Here is a 22,457-nt window from a genome sequence, read left to right on the forward strand (position 1 = left end):
GGTCCGCTCACGGCGGTCGAGCGACCCCGACGATCCCGTGAACCCCCTGCCCGAGACCGGCCCCGGCGCCCGCCCGATGCGGGAACGGCTGCTGCTGGCCGCCCGCGGGGTCGTCGAGGAGCACGGCTACGGCGGCGCCTCGGTGGCGGCGATCGCGGCCCGGACCGGCGTCGCCAACGGCACGCTCTACCGCCACTTCCCCTCGAAGGCGGACCTGTTCGTCGAGGTCTTCCGCGACGTCTGCGGGCGCGAGGTGACCGCGATGGAGCACGCGGCCGCGGCCGCCGACGGCCCGGTCGAGGCGGTGCTCGCCGCGCTCAGCACCTTCGCCCGTCGTGCGCTGGCCAATCGCACGCTCGCCTGGGCGCTGCTGGCGGAGCCGGTCGACCCGCTGGTCGACGAGGTCCGCCTCGAGTACCGCCGGACCTACCGGGCACTGCTGGCCGTGCCGCTGCGGCAGGCGATCGACGCGGGGGAGATCCCCGGGCAGGACGTCGACCTGACCGCGGCCGCACTCGTCGGGGCCGGGGGCGAGGCGCTGATCGGGCCGGTCTCGCCGCTGAACGGGCGGCTCGCGGACGCCGATGCCGTGGTGATCGCGCTGACCGCCTTCTGTCGTCGGGCGATCGGGGCAGCCGCCGGCGCGCCGGCCGCTGCTAGCTTGCCGCCCCATGCACCTGGGCAACCTCGCTGACGCCACGCCGTTCACCACGATGGACGGCTCGACGATCCGCGAGGTCGCCGGTCCGGTCTCGCTGCCGACGACCAACCAGTCACTCGCCGAGGCGACGGTCCCGCCCGCCTCGGCGACCACCGAGCACTTCCACCGGGTCTCGGAGGAGCTCTACTTCGTCACCCGCGGCACGGGCCGGATCCGGATCGACGGCGCGGAGCGCGCGCTGCGGGTCGGCGACTGCGTGGTGATCCCGCCGGGCGCCCACCACAAGCTCTTCAACGACTCCGCGGACGAGGAGCTGGCGGTCCTCTGCTGCTGCGCGCCGCCGTACTCCGACGCCGACACGGTGCTGCTGGAGGGCGACGCGGGGTAGACGACGGGCGGCCCTCGGGGCGTGCGGACCCGGGCTGGCGTCGCTCGCGTGGTGGTCCGGCGAAGGCCGCGAGCGGCGGTGCGCCAGCTTGCTTGTACGGCGTCCGCAGAGCGCTACGCTACGTAGCGTTTCCCGACGGAAGGCCGGTCATGGATCGGAAGTGGTGGACCCTGATCGCGGTCGCGACGGGGGTGTTCATGTTGCTGATCGACGTGACGATCGTGAACGTGGCGATCCCCGACATCGCCACCGACCTGAACGCCTCGTTCTCGAACCTCGAGTGGGTGGTCAACGCCTACACGCTGACGCTGGCCTCGTCGCTGCTCGTCTCGGGCTCGCTGGCCGACATGTTCGGTCGCCGCCGGATCTTCGTCGCCGGGCTCGTGCTGTTCTCGCTCGCCTCGCTCGGCTGCGGCCTCTCCGGGAGCCCGCTGATGCTCAACCTGCTCCGCGGGGTCCAGGGGGTCGGCGGCGGGATGATGTTCGCGACCTCGCTGGCGATCATCGCCCAGGCGTTCCACGGGCCGGACCGCGGCGTCGCCTTCGGCGTGATGGGCGCGGTGACCGGCGCGGCGGTGGCGATCGGGCCGCTGCTCGGCGGGATCCTGACCGACGCCTTCGGTTGGCAGGCGATCTTCCTCGTCAACATCCCGATCGGCGTGTTCGCCGTCGTCCTGACCCTCGACAAGGTCGCCGAGTCGCGTGACCCGCACCCGGCCGGCGTCGACTGGCTCGGCGCCGCGCTCTTCACGGCAGCGCTCTTCCTGCTGGTCTTCGGGCTCGTCGACGCCAACAAGGAAGGCTGGGGCAGCGCCCAGATCCTCGGCTGCCTGATCGGGTCGGTCGTGCTGCTGGCGGTCTTCGTCGTCGTCGAGCTGCGCAAGCAGAACCCGCTCTTCGACCTCCGTCTGCTGCGCAAGCCGACCTTCGTCGGCGCCTCGCTGGTGGCCTTCTGCATGTCGGCCTCGCTGTTCGCGATGTTCCTCTACCTGACGCTCTACCTCCAGGGTGGCGTGCTCGGCTACCGCCCGTTGGAGGCCGGCCTGCGGTTCCTGCCGATCACGGCGCTGATGCTGGTGGTCGGGCCGATCGCCGGCCGCCTGACGACCAAGGTCCCGATCCGGCTGCTGCTCGGCGGCGGGCTCGGGCTGGTCTCCGCCGGGCTGTTCCTGATGCACGGGGTCGAGCCGGGCGACAGCTGGACGGTCCTGATCGTCGGCTTCGTGGTCGCCGGCATCGGCAGTGGCTTCGTCAACCCGCCGCTGGCCTCGACCGCGATCGGCGTCGTCGAGCCGCAGCGCAGCGGGATGGCGTCGGGCATCAACTCGACGTTCCGCCAGGTCGGGATCGCGGGCGGGATCGCCGCGCTCGGGGCCGTCTTCCAGCACCGGGTTGGCGTCCTGATCGACCAGGGCGTGGCGGGCACGCCGGCCGCCGCCCACGCCGATCAGCTGGCGGCGGCGGTCACCGGCGGGCAGACCGAGCGGGCGCTGGGCGTGATCGGGACGGCGAGCGACGCCTCGCCGGCCCAGATCGAGCAGCTGCGGCTGGTCGCGCACGAGGCGTTCATCGGCGGGATGAACCCCCTGCTGATCATCACCGGGATCGTCGCGGCGGTCGGCGCGATCGGTGCGCTCGTGCTGGTCCGCAAGCAGGACTTCGTCGCCAGCGGGCCGGGCGGCCCGGCCGAGGACGAGGACGTCGGCGTGATCGCCGGCTCGGCGTGAGCGAGGTCGACGCGATCGACGGCCGGATCCTCGGCGCCGCCTACGAGCTGCTCGGGGAGCGCGGCGTGCGGGCGCTGACCGTCGAGGCGGTCGCCGCCCGCGCCGGGGTCGCGAAGACGACGATCTACCGCCGCTACCGCAACAGCGCCGACCTGGCGACGGCCGCCCTGGCCCACTCCGGCGACGAGCTGGAGGGGGTCGTCCTGCCCGACGGCCTGCGCGCCCAGCTGCGGATGTTCCTCGTCGCCTTCGCGACCAAGTTCGAGCGGGCCGGGCTCGACGTGCTCGGGACGATGCTCAGCGAGCCCGCCGACAGCGAGCTGCTCGAGCTGCACCGGGCGCGGGTCGTCGGGCCGCACCGCGAGCGGATGAGCGCGCTGGTGCGGGCGGCCCAGGAGCGGGGCGAGGTCCGCACCGACTTCGATCCGGCGCTGGCGCTGGAGCTGCTCGTCGGATCGTTCTTCGCCCGCCATGTCGGGGGCCGGCAGCTGGATCCGGAGCGGTGGGCCGACGAGGCGATCGACCTGCTGTGGCGGGGGATCGCGGTCGGGGAGCGGTAGCCCGCGGCCTCCCGCGGCACCCGCGCCGTCCGGTCGTGGTTCGGTCGCCGGGAGCACGTGCGGCGCGGGCGACCCGCCTCGTCCGCGGTCAGTCGCCGCGCTGCTCGCGCCGGGCGGCCTCGAAGCGCCGCCGGTCGCGCTTGGTCGGGCGGGCGCTGCGGTCCTCGTAGGAGGGGGCGGCGAGCCGCTGGATCCGGGCCTCGGTCGCGACCCGCTCGCGCTCGGCACGGCTCTCGGCCGTCTCCTCGTAGAGCAGCGCCGCCTCCGAGGCCGAGACCCGGCGCTTCGCGAGCCCGCGGACGGTGACGATGAAGTGGACCGGGCCGACGGTCAGCTCGACCTTGTCGCCGGGGCGGATCTCGCGGCTCGGCTTGACCTTCTGGCCGTTGACGCTGACCCGGCCGCCCTTGGCCGCGTCGGCCGCCATCGAACGGGTCTTGACCAGGCGGACGACCCAGATCCAGGCGTCCACGCGCATGCGCTCGTCGGGCTCGGCCATCGCCCGATGGTGCCAGGTCCGGGGCGCGGCGGGGATCGGTCGTTCGTCCTCGGGCGGCCGGGGCGGGCCGTCAGGGCGGGGCCGTCCCCGAGCGTGCTTGCGACTGCGTCGGCGTGGGGCGCACCGGCGGGACCGCCGCTCCGTCGTCCGTCGGGCGCTGCCGGTCGGGCTCAGGCGGCGGCCGCGGACCGCGCGCCCGGGTCCGCCGTGGTCAGCCGAGCGACGCGCCCTTGGCCTGGTTGCAGGGGGCGCAGAGGATCTGGAGGTTCTCGACGGTGTCGGCGCCCCCGAGCGCGTGCGGGATCACGTGGTCGTACTGGAGGTCGAAGCTCGCGTCGCAGTCGACGCAGCGCCCGCCATCACGCTCCCAGACCGCCTGGCGGACCTCACGCGGGATCGGCGTCCGTCCGGTCCGTCCCCCCGCCGCGCTGCGGGGGCCGCGACCGTCGGCCCTCAGGCGTGCGTCGGTCGCGGCGAGCGCGGCGTGAGCCCGCTCGAGCTTGCGCTGCTGACGTCGCTCCCGCTCGCGGATCAGGGCGAGCACGTCGGCGTCGTCGAGCTCGTCGTCCTCCCAGTACACGCGGTCCTCGAACAGCCACCAGGTCCGCGGGGCCTCGTGCAGCAGCGGCACCGGCCGCTTGTGCTGCTCGGCCTGGAGGAGCCGGAACCGGCGGGCGCTCCAGACGGCGGTCGCGGTCGCGTGGCCGTCGACCAGGGCATAGCGGCGACCGAGCAGCGTCGTCCGCCGCTCGAACCGCACGCTCTTGACTTCACGCAGCATCGCCCGGGCACGCTAGGGCCGGGTGGGGACGGGGTGCACGGGGAATTGCGGGGGGGGGGCTCGGAGGCGCCCGCGGAGACGGTAGGGGAGTGGCCCCGCGCGCAGGCGCGGGGGCGCTCGTCCCGGCGCTCCGTCGGGACGTCCCCCTTTCAACGTTCCAGAACGGAATCTGCGTTTGCGCACTCCAACTTCCGCCGGCGGCCGTGGCCGCCGGCATGCACGCCTCGCCCGGGGGCTCGCGGGTGGCGCGGCGGCGCTGGCCGTCGGCCTGTCCCTCGCTGCCGGCTCGGCGACCGCCGCGTCGATCGGGCCGAACCTGGTCGTCAACGGCGATGCCGAGACGGCCGTCGGCGGTGAGTGGTCGACGCCGACGCCGCCCGCCCGGGCGACGCACGGGGCCGGGGGCTACCCGGCCAGCGACATCATCGGTGGCGGGACCTTCGCCGGCGGGACCGCGCTGTTCTACGGCGGCAACACCGCGTCGATGGTGACGGAGCAGACGATCGTGCTCGGGCCCGCCGACCTGTCGGCGGTCGCCGGCGGCTCGGCGACCTCGCTGCTGAGCGCGTTCATCGGCGGCTACGCCGGGCAGGGCGACCACCTCGGCCTGGAGGCGGAGTGGCGGAACGCGTCCGGGGACGCGGTCCTGACCCAGGTCCTCGACCCGGTCACCAACGTCGAGCGACGCGGCCGCAGCGGCTTCCTGCCGCGGGGCGACACCCAGCCGATCCCGGCAGCGGCGACCCAGGTGGTCATCCGCCTGACCGGTACCCGGACCAGCGGGACGGCCAACGACGGCTACATCGACAACATCGACCTGCGGCTCGTCACCGGGCTCTTCCCCCAGCTGAGCAAGGCGTTCTCGCCGCCGGCGCGACCGGTCGGTGGGATCTCCCGCCTGACGCTGACGGTCACGAGCCGGGACGCCGTCAACGACGACAACGGCTGGACGTTCACCGACGACCTGCCGGTGGGGCTCCGGATCGCGGCGACGCCGAACGCCGCCACGACCTGCGCGGGCACCGGCCCGGGGGCGGCGGCGGAGGTCAGCGCGACCGCCGGCGGCGAGACCGTCGGGGTCACCGGCGACGTCGCCGCCGGCACCGCCTGCACCGTGGCGGTCGACGTCACGAGCAGCACCACGGGCAGCTACGCCAACGGCCGCGACAACGTCGGGGCGATCCGCATCGAGCGGCCGACCGCGGACGCGACGGTGAGCTTCCACGACCCGCCGGCGGTCTCGCTCACGGGGCCGGCAGCGGCGACCGAGCTGACGGTCGGCGCGACGAGCGCGATCGACTTCGGGTGCACCGGGACGGCGACGCCGCTGACCTGCACCGCGACGGTCGAGGGACCGGGTGGGACGACGGTCACGATCGCCGACGGCGCCGATCTGCCGACGGCCGCTCCGGGCGTCTACACGGTCACCGCGAAGGTGGTCGACGCGGCCGGGCAGGAGCAGACGGTCACGCGCACCTACGAGGTGCTCGCGCCGCCGACCGCGACGATCGAGCCGGTTCCGGACCGCCTGACCATCGACCAGCCGGTTCCCGGGAGCTTCGCCTGCGATGCGCCGGCCGGCCTCGCCTCGTGCACCACGACGGTCGAGCTGCCGGACGGGTCGACCGTTCCGCTGCTCGACGGCGGTGACCTGCCGACGACCGTTCCGGGCGTCTACACGATCACCACCACCGCGGTCGACGATCTCGGCGGGACGACCAGCGTCACCCGCAGCTACGAGGTCGTCAGTCGGCCGACGACCGAGCTGGTGCCGCCGGCCCGCGACGCCGCGCTGCTGTCGTTCGTGGTCACGGACCCCGGCGCGGGGCCGGAGGCCTGCGTGATCAGCGTGCAGGTCGACGGGGTCTGGCGCGAGCTGCCGACCACGATCGTCGGCGACGCGGCGAGCGGCTTCCGTTGCGAGGCGGCGCCGGGCGCGCTGCCCGCCGGCGACCACCCCGTCCGTGCCCGCTACGCCGATGCGCTCGGACAGACGAGCGAGGGAGTCGGGCGGCTGACGGTCAGCAGCCCACGGGTCGAGCCGAGCGTGCCGCCGGTCGGGGAGCTGCTTCCGCCGACGGTGCTGCCGCTCCCGGCCCCGCGGCTGCTTCCGCCCGCGCCCGCGCCGGTTGGAGAGGGACGCCTGCGCGTCACCAAGCAGGTCGTTCGCCCGCGCCTGCGGCCCGGGCAGTCGACGGTGGTCCGGTTGACGATCGCGAACCGCGGGACGGCGACGCTGCACGACGTGCGCGTCTGCGAGCGGGTGCCGGCGGGACTGCGCTTCGTGTCGGCGACGCCGCGGGCGACGCTGTCCCGCGGGCAGCGGTGCTGGACGGTCGCGACCCTGCGGCCGGGGCAGTCACTGACGCGCTCCTACGTCGCGCGGGCGCTGAACCGGCCGGGTACGGCCGTGCTGCGCACGTCGGGCACGGCGAACGGCGCCGATTCGGTGGCGGCCTCGAGGTCGATCCGGATCCGGCAGGCGCCCTCGCGCGCCGGCGGCGTGGTGGGCTGAGCCCGAACCGCCGCATCGGCCCGGCGGGGGAAACCTCGTCGGGCCGGTCCGGGGCCCGGGTCCGTACGCACCGCGCCCTTCCCCCACACCGCCGGTCGTTCCCGAGAACCCTGACGATCGCCGGGGCGAGCAGCTGGGTCGAGCTCGACGCGATCGGGGCCGCACCGTCCTGCTCGCACGACCGCTGAGATCGTTCGAGCTGCCCCAACGCTCTGACTCTCGGCGCGGCCACGAGCGATCCCGAGTCGGGGCTCACGTGGCGTGCGGCCGCCGACGGCGTTGCCCTGCTCGCCGCCGCGCGAGCCTCGGAGTGGACGATCGTTCGACCGTATCGGGGCCTCGGCGGCTTCACCCCGTTCGCGGACCTGGGGGTGACCACCAGAACGTTTGAAGCACATCGCCCCGAGAACGCCCCAAAAACGAGTTCAGGCGCCCCGGAGGCCGAGACGCCTGAACCGCGAATCCCCTGTTGGGGACTACCCAAAGCCGCCAATCGGACTCGAACCGATGACCCCATCCTTACGAAGGACGTGCTCTACCAGCTGAGCTATGGCGGCGCGGTTGGAGAGAATAGCGAGACCGGGGCGATAACGTAAGCCCATGGGCATCGTCGCGTGGATCGTCTTGGGGTTGCTGGCCGGAGGGATCGCCCGGGCGATCGTGCCCGGAGGCGCCGGGCTCGGGTGCCTGGCCACGACGGCGGTGGGGATCCTCGGCGCGCTGATCGGCGGTGCGATCGCCTCCGCCGCCGGTGTCGGTGAGCTCGGCACCTTCTTCGACCTCGGGACCTGGGCGATCGCCGTGCTCGGCGCGGTCCTCCTCCTGCTGCTGCTCCAGGCCGTCGGCGGACGCGGCGCGCAGCCCCGCCGCCGCTGAGCCGCGGTGGGCGTGGGCCTGCCGGCGACTGATGCGGATTTGTCGCCTATACGGCGGTCAACCCGCATCAGTCCGCTAGGGGAGGGGCCTGTTGCGGATTGGCGTTGCCCGTGAACGTCAATCTGCATCAGTCGCGGCCGTCTCGCCCCCCTCGCGAGCGCCCCGCACCCCGAGGCCCCGCACCCCGCGAACGGCCCCCTGCGAACCCCGCACCACCCCCGAACGCCCCACCCGACCGGTGGGCGCACGCGCCGCGGGCCTTGCGGCACCCCCGGGGGACGGGCATAGGGTGCAGAGATGGAACAGGGAGACCGTTCGACGAGCCCCCGCTACGCGGTCGAGGACCTCGTGTCCGGGCGACCGCTGGTCCGCAGCACGAGCTTCGACGACGCCGCACGGGTCGTCCGCGAGCTCGCCGCCTGCTGGCCGGAGGTGGAGGACGAGATCGTGATCATGCCCGCCGAGTCGAGCCTCCTGCCCTCCTGACGGGCGGGCCAACGGTCAGGGGCCGACGGGCCGCCACGCCGATGGCGCGCCCCCTGCGGCGCCGAAGCAGGGCCCACCTCCGAGCGGCCCACCTCCGAGCGGCCCACCTCCGAGCGGCCCACCTCCGAGCGGCCCATCGCTCGAGCGGCCCACACCCGAGCGGCCCATCACCGCAAGTGCTGCGGGACCCGAGCGGCTACCAGCCCGCCCAGCCCGGTCCGAGCGTCACCGGGATCTCGTCGGTGTCGAGCGGCAGGCGGTACTTGTCCGGCTGCTCGTGCTGGTACTGGATGGTCGGGAAGTTCACGACGGCGACGTCGACGTTGCCCACGTTGCGCTCGGCGTGCCACACGCCCCGCGGGATCACGAGCAGCGACCGCTCGTGCTCGTGGAGGAACAGCCGCGATTCCTGGCCGTGGGTCGGCGAGTCCTCCCGCTCGTCGTAGAACGCCAGTTCCAGGGTGCCGCTGAGGAACGCGTAGCGGTCTTCGTGGAGGCGGTGGACGCCCCAGCCCTTCGCGGCTCCGGGACGGATCGTGAACATGTACGAGAAGACCATCGGGTCGGGGTTCACGCCCCAACGGGGGTCGTAGAGCTCGGTCACGGTGCCGCGCTCGTCCGCATGCGTCACCAGGGGCCGAACGACCATGCCGTGGGGAAGGGCCCGGATCGGCTGGCCCGTGGCCGGATCGACGGTCTGCGTGTCCTGTAGTCGCGGCATCGACGCACAGTAGCGTGCGTTGCGATGCCGACCTTCACCATCGCGATCCCGACCCACGACCGGCGGGAGACGGTCGTCCTCGCGGTCCAGAGCGTCCTGGGGCAGACGCGGGTGCCGGAGCAGATCGTCGTCACCTGCGACGGCTGCACCGACGGCACGGCGGACGCGCTGCGCGCCCTCGGCGACGACCGGATCATGGTCGTGGAGCTGGAGAAGGGGACCGGCTACGCCTACGGGCATCGCAACGTCGCTCTGGCCCATGCCACGGGCGACGTGATCGCGTGGCTCGCCGACGACGACCTGCTGCTGCCCGACCACGTCCAGCGGCTCGAGGAGCGGTGGGAGCTCGGCGACGTCGACGTGGTGACGACCGCGGCGGTGATCGTCGCACCCGACGATCGCCTCGAGTGGTTCGGCAGCGACTGGAGCGTGCCCTACTTCCGGAGCGGGCTCCAACGGAGCAACACGAACGTGATGGCGTCGGTCGCGGTCCGCACCGAGCTGCTGCGTGCCGTGGGCGGCTGGGACGACGCGATCGAGCGGGCCGCCGACTGGGACCTGTGGAAGCGGGCGCTCCACGCCGGCGCCCGCCCGGCGATGGTCGACGAGCCGACGGTTCTCCACTTCCGCGCCACGGGGCGAACGCAGGCGTGGCCGCTGCGCGTGCTGCAGAACGCAGCGTGGCTCGAGCGGATCGGCGACGCGGAGGAGCTGCCGTCGCTGCGCCGTGAGCTGCGGCGCACGCGCGGCGTTCGGGACGCGCTGCTGCTGGAGCAGCAGGCGTGGAACGTGGAGCACCTCGAAGCACAGGTGGAGGCCGTGCGCGCCGAGAACGTCGCGCTTCGGGGCCAGCTCGACGATCTGCACGGCCAGCTCGCCGAGCAGCGTTCCCGGTCGGAGACCGATGCCCGCCGGCTCGTCGAGGTCGCCGCGGAGGCGGAGCGTCACCGCGCGATGCTCCACACGATCTACGCCGGCGGCTGGTGGCGCCTGCGCGGCGCCGTCCGCAGGCTCGCCGTCCCGCTGCTCGCCGTCGGGCGGGGGCGCAGCGGGTCGAGGCGTACCGGCGAGTAGCAGGCCGGCAGCCTGGGGGCGAGATCACCGATTGCAGGGAAACGACCGTCTAGGCTGCCCGCATGGCCTGGAGCACGAACGACATGCCCAACCTGAGTGGCCGGCGCGCGGTCGTCACCGGCGCCAACAGCGGGCTCGGTCTGCAGACCGCCCTCGGCCTGGCTCGCGCCGGCGCCCGGGTGACCCTCGCCTGCCGCGACGCCGGGCGCGGGGCGGAGGCGGTCCGCACGATCACGGCCGAGGCTCCCGGCGCCGAGCTGGAGGTGCGCGCGCTCGACCTCGCCGACCTGGCCTCGGTCCGGGCCTTCGCGGAGGGCATCGAGGAGGACGGGCAGCCGCTCGACCTGCTGATCAACAACGCCGGTGTGATGGCGACCCCGCCGCGGCTGACCGCCGACGGCTTCGAGCTGCAGTTCGGCACCAACCACCTCGGCCACTTCGCGCTGACGGGCCTGCTGCTGGACCGGCTCAAGGCCGCGCCCGCCCCGCGGGTCGTGACCGTCAGCAGCGTGGCGCACCGGATCGGCAAGATCGACTTCGACGACCTCCAGCGGACCCGCCGCTACGGCCCCTGGTCCGCCTACGGCCAGGCGAAGCTGGCGAACCTGCTGTTCGCCCGCGAGCTCCAGCGCCGGGCCGACGCCGCCGGGCTGCCGCTGCGCAGCATCGCCGCTCACCCCGGCTACTCGTCGACGCACCTCCAGACCGCCGGCCCCAGCCTCGGCGGCGGCATCGGCGCCAAGCTCAACGCGCTCGGGGGCCAGCTCGGCAACCTCCTGATCGCGACCAAGGACTCGTTCGGTGCGCTGCCGTCGCTGTACGCCGCGACCGCTCCCGAGGTTCCCGGCGGGGCGTTCGTCGGGCCGACCCGCCTGCAGCAGACGCGCGGCCCGGTCGGCGTCGTCTCCTCCTCCCGCGCGGGCCAGGACGCCGACGTCGCCCGCCGGCTGTGGGACGTCTCGGAGGAGCTGACCGGCGTCTCGTACGGCCTGCCGGTGGCCGCCTCGCGTGCGGCTGCCTGAGGCCCACGAGCAGGCCGCGGCCGGCGCGCGACCGACGGCTGCGCGACCGGCGACCGCGCCACCGACGGCTGCGGCGACCGCGGCGACGGTGGCGGCCGGGGAGCCGCCGACCGCGAGCCAGCCGGATCCAGCACCCGCCCCTCCGGCGTCGCCGCGCTGGCTGGTCGCGCTCTGGACCTGGGCCCCGGCCGCGTTCGCGGCCCTGCTCGGCGTGCTCGGGGCCGCCTCGGCCGGTGACGGCTCGGCGGTCTGGTGGCTCTTCGCCGGCGTCACGACGACGGCGGCGATCGGCCTGCGGTTCCGGTGGCCCTGGGTCACGCTGCTGGCGTCGGCGGCGGTCGTCCTCAGCGGTCCGCTGCAGGACGAGGGCGCGATCTTCCTGCTGCTGATCGGGGTGCCGCTGCTGCCGCTGGCGGCGGTCGCGGCGACCGCACGTCCGCGCGACTCGGGCCTGGCGGCGGTCGCCGTGATCGCGCTGCTGGTGCTGGTCGAGCTCCTGATCGGCGACGTCTTCGCGACGAACCGGACCCAGTCCGTCGTCCTCGGCGTCGGGCTGCCGGCGATCACGGTCGTCGCCGCGTGGCTGATCGGCTACGCGCTGCTCGTCCGCCGGCAGTACGCCGACGCGCTCGTCGAGCGCGCGCGCCGGCTCGAGCACGAGCGCGACGTCGAAGCGGACCGGGCGGTCGCCGAGGAGCGGACCCGGATCGCCCGCGACCTCCACGACCTGGTCAGCCACAACGTCGCGGTGATGGTCGTCCAGGCGGCGGCCGCGGACGCGATCTGGGAGGCCGATCCGGGCCGCGCCCGCGAGGCGCTGCGGGCGGTCGAGGAGACCGGCCGCTCGGCGATGGGGGAGCTGCGGGTGATGCTGCAGGCGATGCGGGGACGCGACGACGAGGTCGCGGGCGCCGACCGCCAGGCCCAGCGGGGACTGGGCCGGCTGCCCGCCGTGCTGGAGCAGGTCCGCGCGGCCGGGATCGACGGCCGGCTGGTGGTCGAGGGCGACCTCGACACGATCCCGCCGCTGATCGACGTCTCGCTGCTGCGGGTCGCGCAGGAGGCGATCACCAACGTGCTGCGCCATGCGCAGGCGACCGCGGTCGAGGTCTCGGTGCTCGTCGCGGAGCAGGTGGTCGAGCTGCGCGTCAGCGACGACGGCGTCGGCCTCGAGGGCTCGCGCGACGTCGGCGATCCGCTCGACCCGACCCGGCGCGGCGGGCACGGCCTGGTCGGGATGCGCGAGCGGGTCGCGGCGCTCGGCGGCACGATCGCCGTCGATCCGGGGCCGGTCGGCGGTACGGTCGTGGCGGTGCACGTACCGCTGACCCGTCACGATGGTCGCTGATGGCGATTCGCGTGCTGCTCGTCGACGACCAGGAGCTGCTGCGCTCCGGGTTCCGGATGATCCTCGAAGCGGCCGGCGACATCGAGGTCGTCGGCGAGGCGAGCGACGGCGCCGAGGGAGCCGAGGCCGCGCGCCTGAAGCGCCCCGACGTGGTCCTGATGGACATCCGGATGGGCGAGGTCGACGGGATCGAGGCGACGCGCCGGATCGTCGCGGCCGACGCCGGCAAGGTCGTGGTGCTGACGACCTTCGACCTCGACGAGTACGTCTACGCGGCGCTGCGGGCAGGGGCGTCGGGCTTCCTGCTCAAGGACACGCGGCCGGCCGACCTCGTCGACGCGGTCCGCGTGGTGGCCGGCGGGGACGCGCTGCTGGCCCCGCGGATCACGCGCCGGCTGCTGGCCCGCTTCGGGGGCGACCTTGCGCCCGCGACGGTCACCGACGGCGCCGTCGCGGCCACCCTGACCCAGCGCGAGCGGGAGGTCCTGCGGCTGATCGCGGCGGCGCTCTCGAACCTCGAGATCGCCGAGCGCCTGGTCCTGACCGAGGCGACGGTCAAGACGCACGTCTCCAACGTGCTGCGCAAGCTCGGCGTCCGCGACCGGGTCCAGGCCGTGGTCTGGGCCTACGAGCACGGGATCGTGCGCCCGGGCGAGACGGACGCCGGCTGAGGGGCGGCCCTCCGGGCCAGGGTTCGTCCGGAGGGCCGCGACACCGCCCCGGGGCCGCCTCGCCCTGCGCTGGGCGGTCCGGATCGGGTCGGTGCTGGGTCCGTCAGTGGTCCCAGGTCTGGACGATGCTCTCGGAGGTGATCTGTCCGTCCTTCAGCCGGGCGATCGCCTGGCACTTGACGTGGGTGCCGTCGGGGTAGGCGCAGTCCAGCTCGTACGCCAGCCGGTCGTTGGTGAGGAGGGCATCGGTCACGTGGTGGGTCATGTCGCGCTCGCAGACGTCGCGCACGAAGCTCGCGATCTCCTGGCGCCCGCGCATGACCTGCGGGGAGCTGGGCGGATGCTCGTGGTCGGCGCTGGAGATCTCGGCGTCGTCGGCGAACAGGGCGATCTGCGCGTCCGCGTCACGGGCCTCGACCGCGGCGACGAACGCCGGCAGTCCGAATCCGGTCGTGGTGCTCATGTGGGTTCCTCCCCAGGGTCGTTCGTTCGTCCGAAGCATCGACGAGGCCCGTCAAGCGACCGTCACTCGCCCGTCAACCGGGGCGGGCGTACGGCCCGGGCGTACGCTCGGTGCGTGCTCCGCGTCCGGGTGCTTGGTCAGCTCGCGGCCGAGCTGGACGGCCGTCAGGTGTCGCCGCCGGTCAGCCGGCGAGCCTGGGCACTGCTCGGCTTCCTGGCGCTGCACCCGGGACCGCATCCGCGCGGTGAGGTCGCGGCACGGTTCTGGCCCGACGTGCTCGATCACAGTGCCCGCGCGAGCATGCGCAGCGCGCTGTGGGCCCTGAGGCGGGCGCTCGGGCAAGGCGGCGACGTGCTGGTCGCCACCCGCGACCAGCTCGGGCTCGATCCCGCCGCCGAGGTCTGGGTCGACGTCGCCGCCTTCGACGCGGCCGTCGCCGCCGGGCGGCCGGAGCAGGCGGTGGCGCTCTGCCGCGGGGACCTGCTGGCCGGGATCGAGGACGACTGGGCGATCGAGGCGCGGGACGCCCACGCCACCCGGCTCGGCGCGCAGCTGCGGCTGCTGTCCGACCGGGCGGCCGTCGCCGGGGATCACGAGCGGGCGATCGAGTGGGCGCGCCGGGCGCTGGCCGCCGAGTCGTTCAGCGAGGACGCGCTCCGGCTGCTGATGCGGCGGCTCGCGGACGGGGGCGATCGGGTCGGTGCGCTGGCGGCCTACGAGCGGTTCCGGGAACGGCTGTCGCACGAGCTGCGGACGTTGCCGTCGGGCCTGACGCGGCGGTTGGCCAACGAGCTGCGGACCGGCGACGGAGAGCTCGCCGACGGTCCCGGCTCGGATCCCGAGCGAACGGCGGAGACGGCCCACCGGCTCCGCCATGCCGGCGAGTCAGCGGCCGTGGCCGCGCTCGTCCGCGCCGCTGGCGACGCTCGCGCGCTGGGCGCGCTCGACGCCGCGGCGGGCTACCTGGAGGAGGCGATCGCGTTGCGGCCCGACGATCCGGAGCTGGGGTTGACCCGGGCCGAGGTCGAGGCCTGCGCGGGGCGCCACCAGCGGACGGCCGAGCTGTTCGAGCCCGTCCTCCGCCGGTTGCTGGCGAGCGGCGACCACGTGGCCGTCGCCCACGCGCACCTCCGCTACGCCGAGTGGCACTCCGGGCCGATCTGGATGCCGGGCGTCGCCCACGAGGCGACCCGGCGGGCGCTGGCCGAGCTCGAGCTGGCCGGGGCCGGTCCGGGCGATCCGGGCTGACGGCGGCCGGCTGACCGCCGGCGGCACCCCGTGGGACGTTCCCGATCGCGCCGGACCACGGCCTTCTCGGGCGTCGCTACGGCCGGGCCTCCAGGACCATGTTGAACGGGGTCTCCGTCGCCTGCCGGACCCGGCTGAAGCCGCCCTCGGTCAGGACCCCGAGCATCCGCGCGGGACCGGCCTGGGCGCCGAGCGCGAGGCCGACCTCCTGCGCGCGCGAGGCGGGGGTGCAGACGAAGGTCGAGGCGCTGTAGTAGATCCGCCCGACCGGGTTGAGGTTGTCCTCGAGGTGGTCGCCGGCCATCGGCTCGACGACCATCCAGGTGCCGTCGTCGTCGATCGTCTCGCGGACGTGGCGGGCGGCGCCGACCGGGTCGCCCATGTCGTGCAGGCAGTCGAACATCGCGACGAGGTCATAGCCCGTGCCGGGGAAGGCGGACGCCGAGGCGGCCTCGAAGCGGACGCGATCGTCGACTCCGGCCCGCTTGGCGGCCGCGGTGGCAGCCTCGATCGAGGCCTGGTGGTAGTCGAAGCCGACGAAGGTCGACTTCGGGAACGCGCGGGCCAGCAGGATCGTCGAGGCCCCGTGGCCGCAGCCGACGTCGGCGACGGAGGCGCCGGCGCGCAGCTTCTGCTCGACGCCTTCGAGCGCCGGGATCCACTCGGTCACCAGGCTGCCGAGGTACGACGCGCGGAAGAACCGCTCGGTGCCGTGGAAGAGCGCGTGGTCGTGCTCGTGCCAGCCGACGCCGTCGCCGGTCCGGAACGCGTCGACGATCCGGTCGATGTCCCGGTATAGGGCCCCGGCGATCTCGTAGCCGCCGAGGATGTTCGTCGGGCTGTCCTCGTCGACCAGGCAGGCGGCCTGCTCCGGGGTGAGGGAGAAGGTGCCGGCGGCGGGGTCGTAGGTCACGTAGCCGCCGGCGGCCTGGCCGGACAGCCATTCGCGGACGTAGCGGGGGTCGCAGCCGGCCTGGTTCGCGACCCGCTTGGCGGTCGCCGGCCCGACGTCGGCGAGCGCCCGGTAGAGGCCGAGGCGATCGCCCACGATCACGCTGGCACCGGCCGCGGTCGCGCCCATGTCGGCGACGAACTGGCCCATGAACGCCTCCAGGCGCTCAGGATCGACAGGGGTGGAGTCAGCGGTGGTAGACATAGCGGGGAGCCTGCCCCGCCGCCGTCAGCCGCCCGTCACGTCGGCGTCAAAACGGGCTGCGCGCGGGCGCTGCTCGCCCCGGGGCTCGCGGTCGGGGAGCTCGGCGCGATCGGCTCGGCCTCGGCCGGCCCGCGCCGACGGTGAGCGCCGACGAGCGGCGTTCCCGGGCCGACCTGCGACGATCCGCCGATGGGACTGGGGGATCTGCGCCGCAGCTACGACGGAACGCCGCTCGACCGGGACGACCTCGATCCCGATCCGCTGGTCCAGGCCGCGCTCTGGGTCGCCGAGGCCCGTGACGCGCTCGAGGGCGAGACCGAGGTCAACGCGATGGCGCTGGCGACGGCCGACGAGCACGGGCACCCGTCGGTCCGGATGGTCCTGCTCAAGGACCTCGACCCCCGCGGCCTCACCTTCTTCACCAACCTCGGTTCGCGCAAGGCCCACGAGCTGCGGCAGAACCCACACGCGGCGGTCTGCCTCAACTGGCTGCCGATCCACCGCCAGATCCGGTTCGTCGGGCGCTGTGAGGAGATCCACCGCGCCGAGAGCGAGGCGTACTTCGCGACCCGTCCGCTCGGCAGCCGTCACGGGGCCTGGGCCTCGCACCAGAGCTCGCCGATCGAGAACCGCGCCGCGCTCGAGGCGCGGATGGCCCGGGCCCAGGAGCAGTTCGGCGACGACGTTCCGCTGCCGCCGCACTGGGGCGGCTACCGCCTGGTCCCCGACGAGGTCGAGCTGTGGCAGGGACGACCCGACCGCCTCCACGACCGGTTCGCGTACCGCCGTCAGGACGCCGGCTGGGAGCTGGAGCGGCTCCAGCCGTAGTCCCGCCGCGCGGGAACGGTGCATCCGTTCGGTGGCCGCCGCCGTTCTAGGGGGTGAGCGGCAACCACCGAGGGAGCAGCACCGTGAGGACGTCTTCCGACCGGTCTTCCGGGTTCGCACGCCACGGATCACGTGCGTCCCTGGTTCCGGTGCGCGGCGCGATCGTCGTGGCCGAGGGCGATCCGGGGACCCAGCGACAGCATCGAGGTCCGTCCGGGGATTCCGGGACCCAGACGGCGGGTAGGGTGCGGTACACGATGGCGCCGCCCTCCGACCACTTGGTCACGCTGCCGGACGCCGCCCTGATGGAGCTCATCGCGGGGATGGACCCGGATGCGTTCGAGGCCTTCTACGACCGGCACGTGTCTTCGGCGTACGCGCTGGCGTACCGGATCGTCGGGAGCCGGCAGCCGGCCGACGACGTCTGCCAGGAGGCGTTCCTCGCGATCTGGCGCTCCGCGGGCCGCTACGACCAGAAGCTGGGCAACGCCCGCTCGTGGCTGCTCGCGGTCGTCCGCAACCGCGCGATCGACCACCTCCGGCGGGCGACGCGGACGAAGCAGCGTGAGGTCCAGGACGAGGCGCTCGCCGAACGCCATCCGGCTCCGGCGAGCGACAACACCGAGACGGCCGCGCTGCGGCAGACGGCAGCGGGCGAGACCCGGCTGCTGCTCGACGAGCTCTCGGACGACCAGCGACGGGTGATCGAGTTGTCCTTCTACTCCGGCTACTCCCACAGCGAGATCGCCGAGATGCTCGCGCTGCCGTTGGGCACCGTGAAGGCGCGAATGAACCGGGGGCTGGCGAAGATGCGAGGCGTGCTGTCGGCCGGAGGAACGTCATGACCTGCCGTGACCCGGAGCTCGGGAGCCTGCTCGGCCCCTACGTGCTCGGCTCCTGCGTGCCTGCGGAGGAGCAGGCCGTCCAGGCGCACCTGGTGGCCTGCGAGAGCTGCCGCCAGGAGTTCGAGTCGCTGGCCCCGGTCCGGGTGGCGCTGCTGGACGCTCCGCCGGCGGCCCGCCCCGGCCCGGTGATGAAGGACGCGATCATGGCCCGCGTGCGGGAGGAGGCGTCGCTGTTCGCTGCCGCCCAGCCGACCTCGTCGCCGGCCGAGGCCGACCTGCCTCCGGCTCCGCCGGAGGAGGCCCGCCGGAGCGCGTTCGCCTCCGCCTTCCGCCACCCCGCCCGGATCGCTGCGCTGGCCGCGGTGATCGTGGCCGTCGTGGTCGGGATCAGCGTGCTTGGCGACGGCGGTTCCTCGTCGCCGGACCGGACCACCGTCCAGGCGCAGGTCGTGCGCTCGGCCGCGCCCAAGGGAACGGCGGAGATGGTCATGACCGCCGGCAAGCCGGGAGCGACGCTCGAGGTCTCGGGCTTCCCCGCGGCCGGTGCCGGCCGTCAGTACCAGGTCTGGCTCCAGACCGGCACGGGCGCGCCGCGTCCGACCAAGGTCCTGTTCGACGTCGACGCGAGCGGTAACGCGAGCGCCGAGATCCCGCAGGCGCTGGACAAGGTCGACAACGTGCTGGTGACCTCCGAGCCGGCCGGGGGCTCTCCGGCCCCGACCCGCAACCCGGTCCTCCAGGCCCCGATCTAGCGTCGTGCGCCGGAGGGGCGACCGCTACGGGCGGTCGGTGTCCTGCCGGTAGGCGCGCGCCGCGAGGACGGACAGGATCACGGTCCAGGCGCCCATGACGATCCAGCCGTGGACGCCCCAGGCGTCGCCGCCGATGCCGATGTGGCCGGCCTGGACGAGCCAGTAGGAGGGCAGCTCGCGGCCGACCTCGTAGAGCAGACCGCTGTTGCCGAGCGGGAACCAGACGCCCCCGAGGAAGGCGAGCAGCGAGATCCCGCCGCCCATCGCCGGGCCGATCGAGTCGGGGGTCAGGAGGTGCCCGACGAGGATCCCCAGGGCGGCGAACGGGATCAGGCCGACGAGGAGCAGACCGGTCATCGCCAGCCAGCGGTCGGCGGGCAGCCGGACGCCGAGGCTCGTGCCCGCGAGGTAGAGCACGACGATCGTCAGCAGCGCCATCATGTAGCCGGTCGCGACCTTCGAGCGCAGGTAGGTGCTCGCCTTCAGCGGGGTGATCCGCAGCTGGCGGTTCCAGCCGACGGCCCGCTCGGCGGCGATCCGGGCTCCGGACGAGACCATCGCCATCATCGTCCCGAAGGCCGCCATGCCGACCATGTAGTAGAGCGGCGCCGAGAGACCGCTGTCCCCGAAGTTCGCCTCGTCCTGGTTGGCCCCGGCGATCAGGAAGTAGAAGATGAGCGGGAAGCCGAGGGCGAAGAACAGGAAGCGCTTGTTGCGGATCGTGCGGACGACCTCGAAGCGGGTGTAGGCGAACGAGCTCATCGGGACTCCTCGGAGATGGTCGGGCGGGTGGCGTCGGTGGCGGGGGGACGGCCGGGCGGCAGCGAGGCAGGTGCGGGCCGGGCACCGTCGGGCGGACCGGCTCCGGGACCGAGGTCGAGGTCAGGGTCGCCGGTCAGCTGGAGGAAGGCCTGCTCGAGGCCGGCGGCGTTGATCTCGATGTCACGGGCGTCCGGGTAGGCCGCGAGCAGCGCGCGGATCGTGGCGTCGGAGTCGGAGCAGGTCAGGATCACGGCGTCGCCGTGGCGGTCGGCGGCGACGACCCCGGCGAGCCCGCCGAGCGGGTCGAGGTCCACGTCGGGCAGCGTGGTGCGGATCGTGCGCGAGCCGACCATCGCCTTGACCTGGGTGGTCGGTCCGTCGGCGACGATCTGGCCGCGGGCCATCAGCACGACCCGGTCGGCGAACTCGTCCGCCTCCTCGAGGTAGTGGGTGGCGAAGACGATCGTCTTGCCGCGGGCGGCGAACGCGCGCATCGTCGTCCAGAAGGCACGGCGGCCCTCGACGTCCATCGCGACCGTCGGCTCGTCGAGGACCAGCAGGTCGGGGTTGCTGACCAGCGCGATCGCGAACCGGACCCGCTGGACCTGCCCGCCGGAGAGCTTGTGCGTCCAGTGCTGGGCGATCTCGCTCAGCCCGGTCAGGGCGAGGACCTCGTCGACGTCCAGCGGCGCGGGGTAGAGCGAGGCGACCACCGCGACCAGCTCGCGGACGTGGACGTTCCGCAAGAGCGCCCCGGTCTGGAGCATCGCGCCGACCAGGCCGGCGTCGATCGCCGCGGTCGGGGTTCGGCCGAAGACCGACGCGGTGCCCCGGTCGGGCTCGGTCAGGCCGAGCAGCATCTCGATCGTGGTCGACTTGCCGGCGCCGTTGGGGCCGAGCAGGGCGACCGTCTCCCCGGGAGCGATCGCGATGTCGACGCCGCGGACGGCGTGGACGGGGCCCTGCGGCGTCCGGAACGACTTGGTCAGGCCCGCCAGGCGGATATCTGCACTGCGCATGCAAGCCAGCCTACGCGCGGACGGGGCCGCCCGGAAGTGGCGATCGGTCCCGGATGCTAGGCCGTCGAGGCGGCCTCGCGCACCGGCAGGTCCATGATCTCGGCGACCAGCTCGTAGGAGCGGCGGCGGTCGGCGTGGTCGTGGACCATCGTCGTGATCATCAGCTCGTCGGCGTTGGTGCGGGCGAGCAGCTCCTCGATCCCGCGCCGGACGGTGTCCGGCCCGCCGACGATCTGGGACGCGGCCCGCGACTCGAGGAAGGTCTGGGCGGACGGGTCCTCGAGCGCGATCGCGGCCTCCTCCGGCGTCGGCAGCAGGCCCGGATTGCCCTGGCGCAGGCGCAGGAACTGGAGGCCGCTGGGGCCGTTCAGGTAGTGCGCGCGCTCGTCGTCCTCGGCGCAGACGATCGCCACGCCGAGCATCACGTACGGTCGGGCCAGCGCCTCGGACGGCTTGAACCCGGCGCGGTAGAGCCGGACCGCCGGCTCGGTGTTGCGGGCGCTGAAGTGGTGGGCGAACGAGAACGGCAGTCCGAGCTCGCCCGCCAGCTGGGCGCTATAGCCCGACGACCCGAGCAGCCAGATCGGCATCTCGTGGCCGTTGTTGGGGACGGCCCGGATCCGGTGCAGCGGGTGCTCGCGGGGGAGGTCGCCGCGGAGGAAGCCGCGCAGCTCGGCGAGCTGGTCGGGGAAGTCGTCCTCGGCGGCGACCGGATCGGCCGAGCGACGGAGCGCAGCGGCGGTCAGTTGGTCGGTCCCCGGGGCGCGGCCGAGGCCGAGGTCGATCCGGCCGGGGTGGAGGGCCTCGAGCATCCCGAACTGCTCGGCGACGACCAGCGGTGCGTGGTTGGGCAGCATCACGCCGCCGGAGCCGAGCCGGATCCGCTCGGTCGCCGCAGCGAGGTGCGCGATCAGGACCGGCGGCGAGGAGCTGGCGATCCCCGGCATGTTGTGGTGCTCGGCGACCCACACCCGCGAGTAGCCGAGCCGCTCGACGTGCTGCGCGAGATCGGTCGACCGGCTGAGGGCCTCGCCGGGCGTCGAGCCGGCGACGACGGGGGCGAGATCGAGGACGGACAGGGCTACATCGCTCACCTCTCGCATGCTGGCAGGCCGTCTCCGGAACCCCGGCGCGACGGGGGGTTGCGGCTCCTGGTGCTAGCGGCCGCCGAACTCCGGAGCCCGCTTGGCGACGAAGGCGGCGACGCCCTCGCGGCAGTCGTCGGTGGCGGCGAGCGCGACCATCCCCTCGTGCTCGGCCTGCAGGTGGTCGGCGAGCGAGAGCCGCGAGGACTCACGCAGCAGCGTCCGGATCCGGGCGTAGGCGCGGGTCGGCCCGGCGGCGAGCCGGGCGACGGTCCGGTCGGCCTCGGCGGCCAGCTCGTCGCGCGGCACGACCCGCGTCACCAGGCCCCACTCGAAGGCCTCGGCCGCGTTCAGCGCGCGCCCCTCGATCAGCAGCTCCTGGGCCCGGCGGAGGCCGATCAGCCGCGGCAGGAACCACGAGTTGCCGCCGTCGCCACTGAGCCCGAGCTTGTCGAAGCCGGTCGCCATCCGCAGGTCGTCGGCGGCGATCACGACGTCGGCGACCCACGCCAGACCGAGCCCGCCGCCGCCGGCCCCGCCCTGCATCGCGGCGACGACCGGCGCGTCGATCCGCGACAGCCGCTCGATGTTCTGGTTGTGGCGGCCGACCATCGGCTCGAGCAGGCCGGGGAGGTCGTCGGAGGCGGCGAACTCGCGGACGTCGCCGCCGACGGTGAACGAGCGGCCCTCGGCGCTGATCAGGACCGCGCGCAGCCCCTCGGCGGCCTCGAGCTGGTCGATCACGCCCGAGAGCGCGGTGATGAACGCCGCGTCGAGCGCGTTGTGGGCGCCGGCGCGGACGAAGCTGATCCGGGCGATCCCGTCGCGGAACGCGTAGTCGACGCGGCCGTCGGTGGCGGTGGGGGCGGGCGTGCTGGTCTCGGTCATGGGCTGCCTTCTCGGGGTTGCGGGGAGTGTAGGAAGCGCGCGCGGCGGTCGCGGCCGTCCGTCGTGAGGACCAAGACGGGAG

At 74.1% G+C, this 22,457-nt stretch carries 24 protein-coding genes and 1 tRNA gene; 15 read left to right on the forward strand and 10 right to left on the reverse strand.

Annotated elements, in window-relative coordinates; all coding sequences use genetic code 11:
• The first annotated feature begins 37 nt into the window (after positions 1-37).
• The 4 genes from ACVUH9_RS12265 to ACVUH9_RS12280 all read left to right on the forward strand — a co-directional run bounded on the left by ACVUH9_RS12265 (position 38) and on the right by ACVUH9_RS12280 (position 3,336).
• Positions 38-694, forward strand: a complete 657-nt coding sequence (locus tag ACVUH9_RS12265; RefSeq protein ID WP_475757272.1) for a TetR/AcrR family transcriptional regulator — start codon at positions 38-40, stop codon at positions 692-694.
• The gene (locus tag ACVUH9_RS12270) at positions 672-1,049 is read left to right on the forward strand and encodes a cupin domain-containing protein (RefSeq protein ID WP_475757274.1); all 378 of its coding nucleotides are present in this window, start codon (positions 672-674) and stop codon (positions 1,047-1,049) included. Before ACVUH9_RS12265 ends, ACVUH9_RS12270 begins: the two co-directional genes overlap by 23 nt.
• 149 nt (positions 1,050-1,198) lie before the next feature.
• Positions 1,199-2,776, forward strand: coding sequence for an MFS transporter (locus ACVUH9_RS12275; RefSeq protein ID WP_475757275.1), 1,578 nt, complete (start codon positions 1,199-1,201; stop codon positions 2,774-2,776).
• Positions 2,773-3,336 carry a TetR/AcrR family transcriptional regulator gene (locus ACVUH9_RS12280; RefSeq protein ID WP_475757277.1) on the forward strand — a complete coding sequence of 188 codons (564 nt, stop codon included), beginning with the start codon at positions 2,773-2,775 and terminating at the stop codon, positions 3,334-3,336. The genes ACVUH9_RS12275 and ACVUH9_RS12280 overlap by 4 nt, the downstream gene beginning before the upstream one ends.
• 88 nt (positions 3,337-3,424) lie before the next feature.
• Here the strand turns inward: ACVUH9_RS12280 and ACVUH9_RS12285 are convergent, their stop codons facing one another.
• Positions 3,425-3,835: an RNA-binding S4 domain-containing protein gene (locus ACVUH9_RS12285; protein WP_475757278.1), complete on the reverse strand. Its 411-nt coding sequence runs from the start codon at positions 3,833-3,835 to the stop codon at positions 3,425-3,427.
• A 211-nt stretch (positions 3,836-4,046) separates the two neighbouring features.
• On the reverse strand, positions 4,047-4,616 hold the full coding sequence (locus ACVUH9_RS12290; protein ID WP_475757280.1) for an HNH endonuclease: 570 nt from the start codon (positions 4,614-4,616) through the stop codon (positions 4,047-4,049).
• Positions 4,617-4,791: 175 nt separating this feature from the next.
• Here ACVUH9_RS12290 and ACVUH9_RS12295 point away from each other — a divergent pair, with 175 nt between their 5' ends.
• On the forward strand, positions 4,792-7,131 hold the full coding sequence (locus tag ACVUH9_RS12295) for a DUF7933 domain-containing protein (protein WP_475757282.1): 2,340 nt from the start codon (positions 4,792-4,794) through the stop codon (positions 7,129-7,131).
• 484 nt (positions 7,132-7,615) lie between these two features.
• Here the strand turns inward: ACVUH9_RS12295 and ACVUH9_RS12300 are convergent.
• Positions 7,616-7,688, reverse strand: a tRNA-Thr gene (locus ACVUH9_RS12300).
• A gap of 43 nt (positions 7,689-7,731) precedes the next feature.
• Here ACVUH9_RS12300 and ACVUH9_RS12305 point away from each other — a divergent pair.
• Positions 7,732-8,007, forward strand: coding sequence for a GlsB/YeaQ/YmgE family stress response membrane protein (locus ACVUH9_RS12305; protein WP_475757284.1), 276 nt, complete (start codon positions 7,732-7,734; stop codon positions 8,005-8,007).
• Positions 8,008-8,304: 297 nt separating this feature from the next.
• A complete protein-coding gene (locus ACVUH9_RS12310) occupies positions 8,305-8,493 on the forward strand; it encodes a hypothetical protein (RefSeq protein WP_475757286.1) in 189 nt (62 codons plus the stop codon).
• Between the two features lie 196 nt (positions 8,494-8,689).
• On the opposite strand, the gene ACVUH9_RS12315 is transcribed toward ACVUH9_RS12310, so the two are convergent.
• Complete coding sequence (locus ACVUH9_RS12315) at positions 8,690-9,214, reverse strand: dTDP-4-dehydrorhamnose 3,5-epimerase family protein (protein WP_475757287.1); 525 nt, start codon at positions 9,212-9,214, stop codon at positions 8,690-8,692.
• Positions 9,215-9,238: 24 nt separating this feature from the next.
• Here ACVUH9_RS12315 and ACVUH9_RS12320 point away from each other — a divergent pair, with 24 nt between their 5' ends.
• The 4 genes from ACVUH9_RS12320 to ACVUH9_RS12335 all read left to right on the forward strand — a co-directional run bounded on the left by ACVUH9_RS12320 (position 9,239) and on the right by ACVUH9_RS12335 (position 13,329).
• The gene (locus ACVUH9_RS12320; RefSeq protein WP_475757289.1) at positions 9,239-10,288 is read left to right on the forward strand and encodes a glycosyltransferase family 2 protein; all 1,050 of its coding nucleotides are present in this window, start codon (positions 9,239-9,241) and stop codon (positions 10,286-10,288) included.
• A 62-nt stretch (positions 10,289-10,350) separates the two neighbouring features.
• A complete protein-coding gene (locus ACVUH9_RS12325) occupies positions 10,351-11,310 on the forward strand; it encodes an oxidoreductase (RefSeq protein ID WP_475757291.1) in 960 nt (319 codons plus the stop codon).
• Positions 11,297-12,658: a sensor histidine kinase gene (locus ACVUH9_RS12330; RefSeq protein WP_475757293.1), complete on the forward strand. Its 1,362-nt coding sequence runs from the start codon at positions 11,297-11,299 to the stop codon at positions 12,656-12,658. The genes ACVUH9_RS12325 and ACVUH9_RS12330 overlap by 14 nt, the downstream gene beginning before the upstream one ends.
• Positions 12,658-13,329 carry a response regulator gene (locus ACVUH9_RS12335; RefSeq protein ID WP_475757295.1) on the forward strand — a complete coding sequence of 224 codons (672 nt, stop codon included), beginning with the start codon at positions 12,658-12,660 and terminating at the stop codon, positions 13,327-13,329. The genes ACVUH9_RS12330 and ACVUH9_RS12335 overlap by 1 nt, the downstream gene beginning before the upstream one ends.
• 103 nt (positions 13,330-13,432) lie before the next feature.
• Here the strand turns inward: ACVUH9_RS12335 and ACVUH9_RS12340 are convergent, their stop codons facing one another.
• Positions 13,433-13,792, reverse strand: a complete 360-nt coding sequence (locus tag ACVUH9_RS12340) for a nuclear transport factor 2 family protein (protein WP_475757297.1) — start codon at positions 13,790-13,792, stop codon at positions 13,433-13,435.
• A 114-nt stretch (positions 13,793-13,906) separates the two neighbouring features.
• Between ACVUH9_RS12340 and ACVUH9_RS12345 the strand changes: the two genes are divergently transcribed.
• Positions 13,907-15,040, forward strand: coding sequence for an AfsR/SARP family transcriptional regulator (locus ACVUH9_RS12345; protein WP_475757299.1), 1,134 nt, complete (start codon positions 13,907-13,909; stop codon positions 15,038-15,040).
• Between the two features lie 76 nt (positions 15,041-15,116).
• Here the strand turns inward: ACVUH9_RS12345 and ACVUH9_RS12350 are convergent, their stop codons facing one another.
• Complete coding sequence (locus ACVUH9_RS12350) at positions 15,117-16,196, reverse strand: class I SAM-dependent methyltransferase (protein ID WP_475757301.1); 1,080 nt, start codon at positions 16,194-16,196, stop codon at positions 15,117-15,119.
• 189 nt (positions 16,197-16,385) lie between these two features.
• Between ACVUH9_RS12350 and pdxH the strand changes: the two genes are divergently transcribed.
• The 3 genes from pdxH (at position 16,386) to ACVUH9_RS12365 (ending at position 18,621) form a co-directional block, all read left to right on the forward strand.
• Positions 16,386-17,024 carry a pyridoxamine 5'-phosphate oxidase gene (gene pdxH / locus ACVUH9_RS12355; protein ID WP_475757303.1) on the forward strand — a complete coding sequence of 213 codons (639 nt, stop codon included), beginning with the start codon at positions 16,386-16,388 and terminating at the stop codon, positions 17,022-17,024.
• A 257-nt stretch (positions 17,025-17,281) separates the two neighbouring features.
• A complete protein-coding gene (locus ACVUH9_RS12360) occupies positions 17,282-17,869 on the forward strand; it encodes an RNA polymerase sigma factor (protein WP_475757305.1) in 588 nt (195 codons plus the stop codon).
• Complete coding sequence (locus tag ACVUH9_RS12365) at positions 17,866-18,621, forward strand: anti-sigma factor (protein WP_475757306.1); 756 nt, start codon at positions 17,866-17,868, stop codon at positions 18,619-18,621. Before ACVUH9_RS12360 ends, ACVUH9_RS12365 begins: the two co-directional genes overlap by 4 nt.
• A 24-nt stretch (positions 18,622-18,645) precedes the next feature.
• Here the strand turns inward: ACVUH9_RS12365 and ACVUH9_RS12370 are convergent, their stop codons facing one another.
• From ACVUH9_RS12370 to ACVUH9_RS12385, 4 genes are read right to left on the reverse strand one after another with little or no spacing between them, the layout of a single operon-like run.
• Positions 18,646-19,383: an ABC transporter permease gene (locus ACVUH9_RS12370; protein WP_475757308.1), complete on the reverse strand. Its 738-nt coding sequence runs from the start codon at positions 19,381-19,383 to the stop codon at positions 18,646-18,648.
• The gene (locus ACVUH9_RS12375) at positions 19,380-20,402 is read right to left on the reverse strand and encodes an ABC transporter ATP-binding protein (protein WP_475757310.1); all 1,023 of its coding nucleotides are present in this window, start codon (positions 20,400-20,402) and stop codon (positions 19,380-19,382) included. The genes ACVUH9_RS12370 and ACVUH9_RS12375 overlap by 4 nt, the downstream gene beginning before the upstream one ends.
• A 56-nt stretch (positions 20,403-20,458) precedes the next feature.
• Positions 20,459-21,505 (reverse strand): LLM class flavin-dependent oxidoreductase, encoded by a 1,047-nt coding sequence (locus ACVUH9_RS12380; protein ID WP_475757312.1) that lies wholly within the window; start codon positions 21,503-21,505, stop codon positions 20,459-20,461.
• 54 nt (positions 21,506-21,559) lie between these two features.
• Positions 21,560-22,375, reverse strand: a complete 816-nt coding sequence (locus ACVUH9_RS12385) for an enoyl-CoA hydratase/isomerase family protein (RefSeq protein ID WP_475757314.1) — start codon at positions 22,373-22,375, stop codon at positions 21,560-21,562.
• Positions 22,376-22,457: the final 82 nt, after the last annotated feature.

It is taken from the genome of Patulibacter ginsengiterrae (assembly GCF_056269115.1).

Coding starts and splice junctions, on each gene's coding strand:
- ACVUH9_RS12270 (WP_475757274.1), top strand. CDS start 672: ATGCACCTGGGCAACCTCGCTGACGCCACGCCGTTCACCACGATGGAC.
- ACVUH9_RS12275 (WP_475757275.1), top strand. CDS start 1,199: ATGGATCGGAAGTGGTGGACCCTGATCGCGGTCGCGACGGGGGTGTTC.
- ACVUH9_RS12285 (WP_475757278.1), bottom strand. CDS start 3,835: ATGGCCGAGCCCGACGAGCGCATGCGCGTGGACGCCTGGATCTGGGTC.
- ACVUH9_RS12290 (WP_475757280.1), bottom strand. CDS start 4,616: ATGCTGCGTGAAGTCAAGAGCGTGCGGTTCGAGCGGCGGACGACGCTG.
- ACVUH9_RS12305 (WP_475757284.1), top strand. CDS start 7,732: ATGGGCATCGTCGCGTGGATCGTCTTGGGGTTGCTGGCCGGAGGGATC.
- ACVUH9_RS12310 (WP_475757286.1), top strand. CDS start 8,305: ATGGAACAGGGAGACCGTTCGACGAGCCCCCGCTACGCGGTCGAGGAC.
- ACVUH9_RS12315 (WP_475757287.1), bottom strand. CDS start 9,214: ATGCCGCGACTACAGGACACGCAGACCGTCGATCCGGCCACGGGCCAG.
- ACVUH9_RS12320 (WP_475757289.1), top strand. CDS start 9,239: ATGCCGACCTTCACCATCGCGATCCCGACCCACGACCGGCGGGAGACG.
- ACVUH9_RS12325 (WP_475757291.1), top strand. CDS start 10,351: ATGGCCTGGAGCACGAACGACATGCCCAACCTGAGTGGCCGGCGCGCG.
- ACVUH9_RS12335 (WP_475757295.1), top strand. CDS start 12,658: ATGGCGATTCGCGTGCTGCTCGTCGACGACCAGGAGCTGCTGCGCTCC.
- ACVUH9_RS12340 (WP_475757297.1), bottom strand. CDS start 13,792: ATGAGCACCACGACCGGATTCGGACTGCCGGCGTTCGTCGCCGCGGTC.
- ACVUH9_RS12350 (WP_475757301.1), bottom strand. CDS start 16,196: ATGTCTACCACCGCTGACTCCACCCCTGTCGATCCTGAGCGCCTGGAG.
- pdxH (WP_475757303.1), top strand. CDS start 16,386: ATGGGACTGGGGGATCTGCGCCGCAGCTACGACGGAACGCCGCTCGAC.
- ACVUH9_RS12360 (WP_475757305.1), top strand. CDS start 17,282: ATGGCGCCGCCCTCCGACCACTTGGTCACGCTGCCGGACGCCGCCCTG.
- ACVUH9_RS12365 (WP_475757306.1), top strand. CDS start 17,866: ATGACCTGCCGTGACCCGGAGCTCGGGAGCCTGCTCGGCCCCTACGTG.
- ACVUH9_RS12370 (WP_475757308.1), bottom strand. CDS start 19,383: ATGAGCTCGTTCGCCTACACCCGCTTCGAGGTCGTCCGCACGATCCGC.
- ACVUH9_RS12375 (WP_475757310.1), bottom strand. CDS start 20,402: ATGCGCAGTGCAGATATCCGCCTGGCGGGCCTGACCAAGTCGTTCCGG.
- ACVUH9_RS12380 (WP_475757312.1), bottom strand. CDS start 21,505: ATGCGAGAGGTGAGCGATGTAGCCCTGTCCGTCCTCGATCTCGCCCCC.
- ACVUH9_RS12385 (WP_475757314.1), bottom strand. CDS start 22,375: ATGACCGAGACCAGCACGCCCGCCCCCACCGCCACCGACGGCCGCGTC.